Source organism: Pseudoprimorskyibacter insulae, assembly GCF_900302505.1.
In the GTDB taxonomy this organism is placed as follows: domain Bacteria; phylum Pseudomonadota; class Alphaproteobacteria; order Rhodobacterales; family Rhodobacteraceae; genus Pseudoprimorskyibacter; species Pseudoprimorskyibacter insulae.
Map to the genome: position 1 here is coordinate 261,421 of NZ_OMOJ01000003.1, position 7,970 is coordinate 269,390.

At 64.1% G+C, this 7,970-nt stretch carries 5 protein-coding genes and 1 tRNA gene; all 6 read right to left on the reverse strand.

Annotation, left to right across the window (positions count from 1 at the left end; all coding sequences use genetic code 11):
• Positions 1–251 precede the first annotated feature (251 nt).
• Positions 252–341 (reverse strand) — tRNA-Ser (locus PRI8871_RS10360).
• 94 nt (positions 342–435) lie between these two features.
• Positions 436–1,230, reverse strand: a complete 795-nt coding sequence (locus tag PRI8871_RS10365; RefSeq protein WP_108886148.1) for an efflux RND transporter periplasmic adaptor subunit — start codon at positions 1,228–1,230, stop codon at positions 436–438.
• Positions 1,227–3,194, reverse strand: a complete 1,968-nt coding sequence (locus tag PRI8871_RS10370; protein WP_108886149.1) for a preprotein translocase subunit SecA — start codon at positions 3,192–3,194, stop codon at positions 1,227–1,229. Before PRI8871_RS10370 ends, PRI8871_RS10365 begins: the two co-directional genes overlap by 4 nt.
• A 9-nt stretch (positions 3,195–3,203) precedes the next feature.
• Positions 3,204–5,345, reverse strand: a complete 2,142-nt coding sequence (locus PRI8871_RS10375; RefSeq protein WP_108886150.1) for a peptidase M50 — start codon at positions 5,343–5,345, stop codon at positions 3,204–3,206.
• Positions 5,346–5,357: 12 nt separating this feature from the next.
• The gene (locus tag PRI8871_RS10380) at positions 5,358–7,166 is read right to left on the reverse strand and encodes a GAF domain-containing protein (protein ID WP_181389437.1); all 1,809 of its coding nucleotides are present in this window, start codon (positions 7,164–7,166) and stop codon (positions 5,358–5,360) included.
• Between the two features lie 24 nt (positions 7,167–7,190).
• A complete protein-coding gene (locus PRI8871_RS10385; protein WP_108886152.1) occupies positions 7,191–7,958 on the reverse strand; it encodes a SapC family protein in 768 nt (255 codons plus the stop codon).
• Positions 7,959–7,970 lie beyond the last annotated feature (12 nt).

Below are 7,970 nucleotides of genomic sequence, written 5' to 3' on the forward strand. Positions count from 1 at the left end.
GTTTTTCAATTGGCCGGTCGCGTGTTGGGACACGATAAACAAGCGACACATCCGCCCGCGCAGCATCAGGTTCTTGGAACTCATACGCCCCAAAAGCTGAATTGAATTCGAACGGGCAACCGAAAATGTTGGCAAAAAGACCAGCAAAAATGGGAAGCGCAGGGGTTTGGAGAAATCCCCACCAAGCATCACCCGCTACAAGCAATTGTTTTCAAAAAACCGCTTTGTTTTAAATTTCGGATTGGGAACAGTGGCGGACAGGAAGGGATTCGAACCCTCGAGACGGTTCCCCGCCTACACACTTTCCAGGCGTGCGCCTTCGACCACTCGGCCACCTGTCCGCCGACGGGTTTATCGTGACTGCGCAAAGTAGTGCAAGGGGGGAAACGGCAAAGAATCCACTGATCGGGCAAGAAATTTCGCCGGGGGCCTTGGTCAGCCCGGCAGATCAAGGGCGCAGGGCGCGCCGGTTGGGATCTCAAGGCCGGGATTGTCCAGCACCAGACGGAAACCAAAGGTCCGGCTGGCGGGGTCAATCATCTGATCGACCACCGACACTGTGGCCAGACGTTCAAGCCGCGTGGACAGATCCAGTGTGACGGCGATCTGATCGCCCATGGCAAGGCTGCCGAACTGGTCCGACGGCAGGAAGCCTTCGATATAAAGCGGATCGAGGCCCACCACCGTCAGAACGGCTTCGCGCTGATCGAGGTATTCGCCCACCGATAGCCGCCTCTCGGTCACGATGCCTGAAATGGGGCTGACCACTGTCAACAGCGCCAAATCGCCTTCGATCTGTGCCAGCTCCAGCTGCGCGGCTTCATACTCCAACTCGGCGTTGCGCAGGCTGAAGGCGGCAACTTGGGCCTCGGCCAAGGCTTCTTGGTACAGCGTGTCGTTGAAAGCCGCGCTTTGGGATTGTTGCAGCACTTCGTAGCGATGCGCCGTCGTGCGGGCCAAATCGAGGCGCGCCCGCGCGGCCTGCACGTTCTGATCGTTCTGCGCCCTCAGGCGGGCCAGCGCCAGACGCGCCTGCGCGCTGCGGTCGTCCAATTGAAACAGCGCCTGCCCCTCATCGACCCGGTCGCCGCGATCAACAGTCACCGCCTGCACCAGTCCCGAGACCGCCGCGCCTACATCGACCGTGTCATTTGGCACCACCAAGCAATCGGTCTGCGCCGATACCGCCACGGGAAACAGGCACGCGGCCAGAATATGCTTGATCGTCATTCGCTTTCCCCTGTGAAGGCAAGTTGGTCTTGTTGGCGGCCTTCGGATCGGAACAGCCGCCTGCGCCCGGCGGCATGTCTGGCCTCAACCGTTTTTTGGGCAAGGGCGATCATTGCCAGCGCCGCCCGTTCCAGCCCTGCGCCCAATGCCAGACGCGCGATGCTGCGCAGCATGGGCATGGCGGCATCTTGCAAGATCACATCGTCAAGGCAAAGCACCATGTTGAACGCGCCGGGATCGCCCTGCCGCGCCGCCCTGCCCGCCAATTGCCGGTCAATCCGCCCCGAGGCATGGCGTTCGGTCATAATGACATGCAGCCCGCCCAAGTTGGCCACGCCTTGCCCCAGCGCAATGTCCGTGCCGCGCCCGGCCATATTGGTGGCAATCGTAGCCGCACCGCGCTGGCCCGCCTTTGCGACGATCTCGCTCTCGCGGGTCTCATCAAGGGCGTTGATCACCTCATGCGCGATGCCGCCCCCATGCAACACGGCGCTAAGGCGTTCGGAATCGGCAACCGAACGGGTGCCCACCAGCACCGGCGCGCCCTTTTCGGTGCAATCGGCCACCTGCGCCGCTACGGCCTGCCATTTGCGGGCCTGATCGGGCAACAGTCGGGCGCGGCCATGGCGCAGGCGCTTGCGGCGGCGCGGCGGGATGCGCACATCGCGCAACCCATAGACTTCGTGGATCTCGGCGGCGACTTCGCGGGCGGTGCCCGTCATGCCCGACAGCCACAAATACCGGCGGAACAGGCGTTGATAGGACATCTGCGCCAACGTGTCTTTGCGCGGGGACAGATCAACACCTTCCTTCAGTTCCACCAATTGGTGCAGCCCGTCCGACCAGAACCGGTCGGGCATCACCCGGCCCGTGCTTTCGTCGACGATGACGATCTTATCGTCGCGGATCACATATTGGTCGCCGCGCCGCATGACATGCAGCGCCGTCAGGGCGCGGGCCGCCACGTCTTCGCGCTGTTCGTCATGCCGCCACGCGCCGCCCAGCCGATCGGCTGCAGCCCGCAGGCGCCGCTGGCCTTCTGGCGTCAGGCGCACCGGGCCGGAGGCCCCGTCGATCCGGTAATCGCGCCCATCCCGCAGCCCCCGCGCCAGATCCAGCGCAGTGCTGAAAATCTCGGCCTCGACCGCGCTGTCGGTTTCCTGGCTAAGGATCAGCGGCGTGCGGGCCTCATCGATCAGGATGCTGTCGGCCTCATCAATGATGGCAAAGCATAGGCCCGGCATCAGGGGCCGGTCCTGCACCGTAGCGGTGCGCGCCTGTTGCAGCTTACGCCCCAGGCCACGGCCCAGATTGACGCGCTTCAGCCGGTCTTTGAGGTGGTCAAAGGCCACTTCGGTATTGGTGCAATAGGTCACATCGCAGGCATAGGCGGCTTGGCGGTCCTCCGGCTCCATCCCGCTGATGACGCATCCAACTGACAGGCCGAACCAATCAAACAGCGGCCCCATGATCCGCGCATCGCGCTGCACCAGATAGTCGTTCACCGAAATCACATGCACCGGCCAGCCCCCCAGCGCCGCCGTGATCGCCGGGAGCGTTGCGGTCAGCGTTTTGCCTTCGCCGGTGTTCATCTCGGCCAGACGGCCTTGCAAAAGCGCATATCCGCCAAGCAGTTGCACGTCATAAGGGCGCATTCCCAAGACGCGGGCCGACACTTCGCGGATCAGGGCAAAGGCCTGCCCGGCCGTTTCTTTCGTGGGGCGATCCAAACGGGCCAGTCTGGCGCGTAGGTCGGCGGCAATCTGATGCAATTCGGCGTCTGATTTTTGGTCCAATGCGCCCCAAGCACCCTCGGCCCGGTTCACATGGCGCAGGATCTGGCGCAGGCCCGCCTGCCGCGTCCGCCGCGTTGCGACCGACCAAAGCCCCGCCGCCCGACGCAGCGCGAAATCCAAGGGTCCAAGCCGGGGTGTTTCCTTTTCCAGAAAGCTGCGTTTTTGCATGGCGCGGCCCTATAGGTTCAGATCCCGCAGGAACACCTGCCGGGTCTTGGTCCAAAGGGTCACGGCCAAGGGCTGCGGGCTATGGCGGAATTTCACATCCACCCGTTGGCCCAGAAACACCTGATCCAGCGGCGCGTCGGGCAACAGCTCAATCGCGAATTGGCTTTGCAGCGGCACCAGTGCATCGCTCACCGTGGGATCAATCAGCACCCGCCCCCCATTGACCGAAGCAAAAGCCGGATGCGGAAGCTCGGCCACCGCAGAAGGCAAGGCGCGGGTCATCCGCGCCGGGATCAAAGCGCCCGTCCCCGGCATGCGCAATTCAATGGCTTGCGTGTCGCGCACGATCCGGTCGACCTGCGTTTGCGGCACGATGCTGATGACAAACAGATCCTCGGGCTGCATCAGATAGCCCAGAATATCCCCGCGTGACAGCAGCCGATACACGCGATCATCGCCCGAGATCGGAATCCACAGCCCATCCCGCACGGCGCGAATGGTCAGTTGCGATAGCTGCTGGTCGATTGAGGCAAGCCGTTCCATGCCTGCGTCGATTTGCGATTGCACGATGGACCGTTCGGCGCGGCGGTCTTGCGGCAGGGCGTCAAACCGCGCCTGCGCCTCGGCCAGTTGCGCCTTGGTCAGGATTTGCGTCGCCTTCAGATCGGGGTTGTCCAGCTGCGCCAACACTTGGCCCGCCCGAACCTCAACCGGTCCGGTATAAGGAAAGTCGGTGATCTGCCCGGCGGTGGCGCTGCGCACGCCGAAATCCTGACGCTCGGCCCAGATTAGCCCGGTGGCGATACTGGCATTTGGCACCGGCACAAAGAACAGCAGCCACGCGGCCAGCGTGCCAAGCGCCCCGATCCGAACGAAAGTCCGCAACCGCCGCCCGATCAGCGCCGCATCGAACAGCGCGAACCTCAGCGCCTTGCCCGCAGGCACCACCAGCGCTGTCGCCGCCGAATAGACCGCCGCCAAAACGCCGAAGATCAGGAAATTGCCAATCAGGAAGAAACAGATCACCCACAGGATCAGCAGCCGATAAACCAGCGCCGCCAGCCCATAGATCAGGAACCACCGCGCCTCGCCCTTGGCGGTGACCGGGCTTTCGAGATCGGGGATGCGGCACAGATGCCGTTTCAGCAGGAACACCAAATACTTGTTGGACCGCGCGCCAAGCTGCGGGATCTCGGCCAGATCGGACAGGACGTGATAGCCGTCAAACCGCAGCAAGGGGTTGCCGTTGAACAACACCGTCGAGACGCCCCCGACAACGGCCATGTTCAGCGCCACATCGCGCAGAAGCCCCGGCGCGGCGGCGGACCAGACCAGCACCGCAAGCGAAGCAAGCGCGACCTCGATCAGTATGCCTGCAGCGGCGACAATCGCGCGGCGGTGTTTGCTGGGAAAGGCCATCGCCGCCGAGGCATCGACATAAGGCACCGGCATAAAGACCAGAAACATCAGGCCGATTTCATGTACCTCGCCGCCCCAGCGTTTGGTGGCATAGGCGTGGCCCAACTCGTGCAATGTCTTGATCACCGGATAGGTCAGCGCCATCAACAGCAGATTGCCCCGTGACAGCAGATCGGTGCTGGCTGCCGCCCGCAGTTCCGGCAGGTGCAGCAGCGCCGTGCCTGCCCCCAGTGCCACGATCATCAACCACAGCAATGCGCCCAGCGGCCCGAACAGCCAACCGACGAACGGATAGGTGCGGCGCAGGAAGGGTTCGGGATCCCAGATCGGCAGGCGCAGGGCCAAGGGGTTGCGCACCTTGCCGAGCAGCTCTTGCCGGGATTGGCGACGGGCGCGGTGGTCCAGCTCTTCGAAATCCGGCAGGCCCCCGGCCCGCAGCAGATCGCCATTGTGCAGCGCGCCCATCAGGCCAATCAAATCGTCCTGACTGGGCTGCGCATCGCCCATCCGGTCGGCGCACAGTTTCCAGATCTCCTCGACCGTGCGGCGCCCGTCCATCAGCGCCAGAACGGCATGGGTTCGCGCGCTGAGGCGGTGAAACCGGCCCGATTGATTGTCGCGTACCATGTACCATTCATCACCCCGATAGACATGGCGATAGGTGCGCACATGGGCATGCAAGCGGGGGCGCAAAGGCGCGACACGATACCAGGACTTGCTGAAAAACGCCATGGCCGCCCCCGGTTATGACCAACGCCACAGCGTCATGCGGGCCCAGTCCTGCAGGCGACGGGTCCAGATCCAGATCACCCGGCGGTCGTCCAGCGTGATCCGGGCGGCCCCGCGCAGACCGGGACGCAGCAACGCGGTATCGCCAGTGGGCTGTGCCTGCACGGCAAAGACATTGCGGCCATCCACCACTTCGCCGATGGGAATAATCCGCTGAATGGTGAAGGAAAACGGATGGTTGGGGAAAGACGTTAACACCACCTGCCCGGTCTCGGTGCCGGCCAGATCTGCGATTTGATCCTCGGGCACCTCAAGTCGCAGGCGGAAAGCCCCGGCGGGCGCGACCTCATAGAGCACTTGGCCCACCTGCACGGCAGAGCCGACCATCTGGCTTGGATCGCCCGCCACGATGATCCCGTCGAAGGGCGCATCCAGCTTTGTTCGGTCCAGCCGCGCGCCGATCAAGGCAAGCCGCGCCTCGGCCTGATCGCGGCGGCTGCTGGCAATGCGCATCTCGGCGCGGTTCTGTTCGCTGAGGGCCAGTTCGTATTCCACCGCATAGCGCCGCGCCTCGGCTGTCAGTTGCAGCTTTTCCAGTTGCAGGTCGCGGTCATCAAGTTCGGCCAGAACCTGCCCCCGCGCCACCTGGTCCCCCGGACGGGCGTGCGAGGCCGCCAGAAACCCGTCAATCTGCGCGGTCACGGCCCGAAGCTGCGCCCCTTCGACCTGCGCCTCGGCGACGATGGCATAGGGTTCGGTCCAGACGTAGAACAGCGCGGTCGCCGCCAGCGCGGCAACGGCGGTCAACTTCAGCCCCGCGTGATCCGGCCCCAGCAGGGACCGCCGCAAGTTCCCCAGCGCCCGTATCCCCTGCCCGACCGGCCCCTGATCCATCAGGCGCTTTTGCTCCAGCACCGGCGCAACGGCGGCGGCCACAACATCCAGTTTGGCCAGCATCTGGTCATTCCAAGTCAGCGGCTGCGAATGTTCGATACACAGCGCCCCAACGGCTTGGCCCGAGTGCATCAGCGGCACCGTCACAATGGCCGAGAGTTGCTGCGCGCGGGCCAGCGCGTCATGGGCCTCATAGGCCATCAAATCGCCCGGCACACGCGGCCAGACGGTGATATGCTTCAGGGCCAGCGCCTCATCCATGGCGGCCTGAACCTGCCGGGGATGGGACAGTTTGCCGGTGATCCGCGCGGTATAGGACATGGCGGCGATCTTGGACCGGCCCCCGCGCTGCCACGCGACGCTAACGCGGTCCACGCCCAACCGGTCGGCCAGCGCCGTCGCCAAAGCCCGTGCGCTGGGTTTATAGCGCGGCGCGTCCAAGGCGCGGGCGAGCATATCAAGGGCAAAACGGTCGGTGCTGGCCTGCGCCGGGCCTTGACCCAGCCGGTCCAGCCGCACCCGCGCCTCAACCCAGACCGCGCCCCATTGCAGATGGCGCATCGCGGTCAACAACGCAGTCTCATCCGCCGCCCGAAGCATCACCGCAACGGCCCCCACAGCCTGCCCATCCAAGCGGACCGGGTAGGCGATCACATGGGTGCCATTGCCAACATCAGACAGGGTGCCTTGGTTGGCCTCTGCGGCCTCACTCAGCGGATCGGCCAAGGGTTCTGCCGCGCCCGCATTTGGCCATCCGGCATCGGCCCCAGCACGCACCGCACCGATCATAGCGCCGGGTAGCAGAGCAACCTGCAAGGACAGCCACGCACTCAGGAACGCCGCCAGATCAGGCTGATCTGCCAAAGCCGACCAGGCCGCCTCCTCATGGAAGGCAGCCGGGCCAGATGGGGTTTGAAGCGAAACTGTCACGGCAATGCGGCGCGGCGCTTGGGCTTACGCCCCCGCTTGCAACGCGCCAAGCGACGACATGCTGACGCGGTGGGCGTATAGCGCCTCTAGCAACCCGCCCTCGCGCAGGCTTAGGTACTCTTGGTCCGAGAGCGCCTCAAGGCGTTGGAAATCAATCCCCGCCATGCCTTGCAGGCTGACCTTGCCGCCTTCAGCGTTGCGCCCTTCAATGCCGACCGTGCGCAGCAGATCCAGATCGGCCACGCGCTTCATCGCCTCTTCGGTGCGGCGGGCTGACAGGGCGTAATCCGACGATAGCCGGATGATGCCTTGCAGATAGTCCGACTGGCCACCGTCTTCGTTGAACAGCAACTGGCCGTCATCGCCATCGGTGAAATCCTCAAACCCGCTGTCAATGCACAGGATCGGATCTTCGGCATCGGTGTTGCCAAGGATGAACGGGTAGCGGCGCAAATAGGCCGGAACATAGCCACGCGTCCAGCGACCATCGTCCGACACAAAGGCGTTGCGGCCACTGGCCAGCGAACAGACAAACACCGGCGACGGGCCTGCCACGGTCGGCACGAACATGATCGGCAGATAGGGCGCGGCGGGGCCGAATTCATCAATGACCGCCGGGATCAGATGGATGGTCGAAGCCTTGGCCAGCGCCTGATTGTTCATCGTGATCCGGTGGCTGCGATGCGCCTCATTGGAAATGGGCAGCACGCCGGAATACATCACCGGAAACCCACCGCCTGCCCGTTTGGCAGGCTTGGTTGCGGGATCAAGCGTTTCGGTTTCAGTGGCCATTGGTAATCTCCT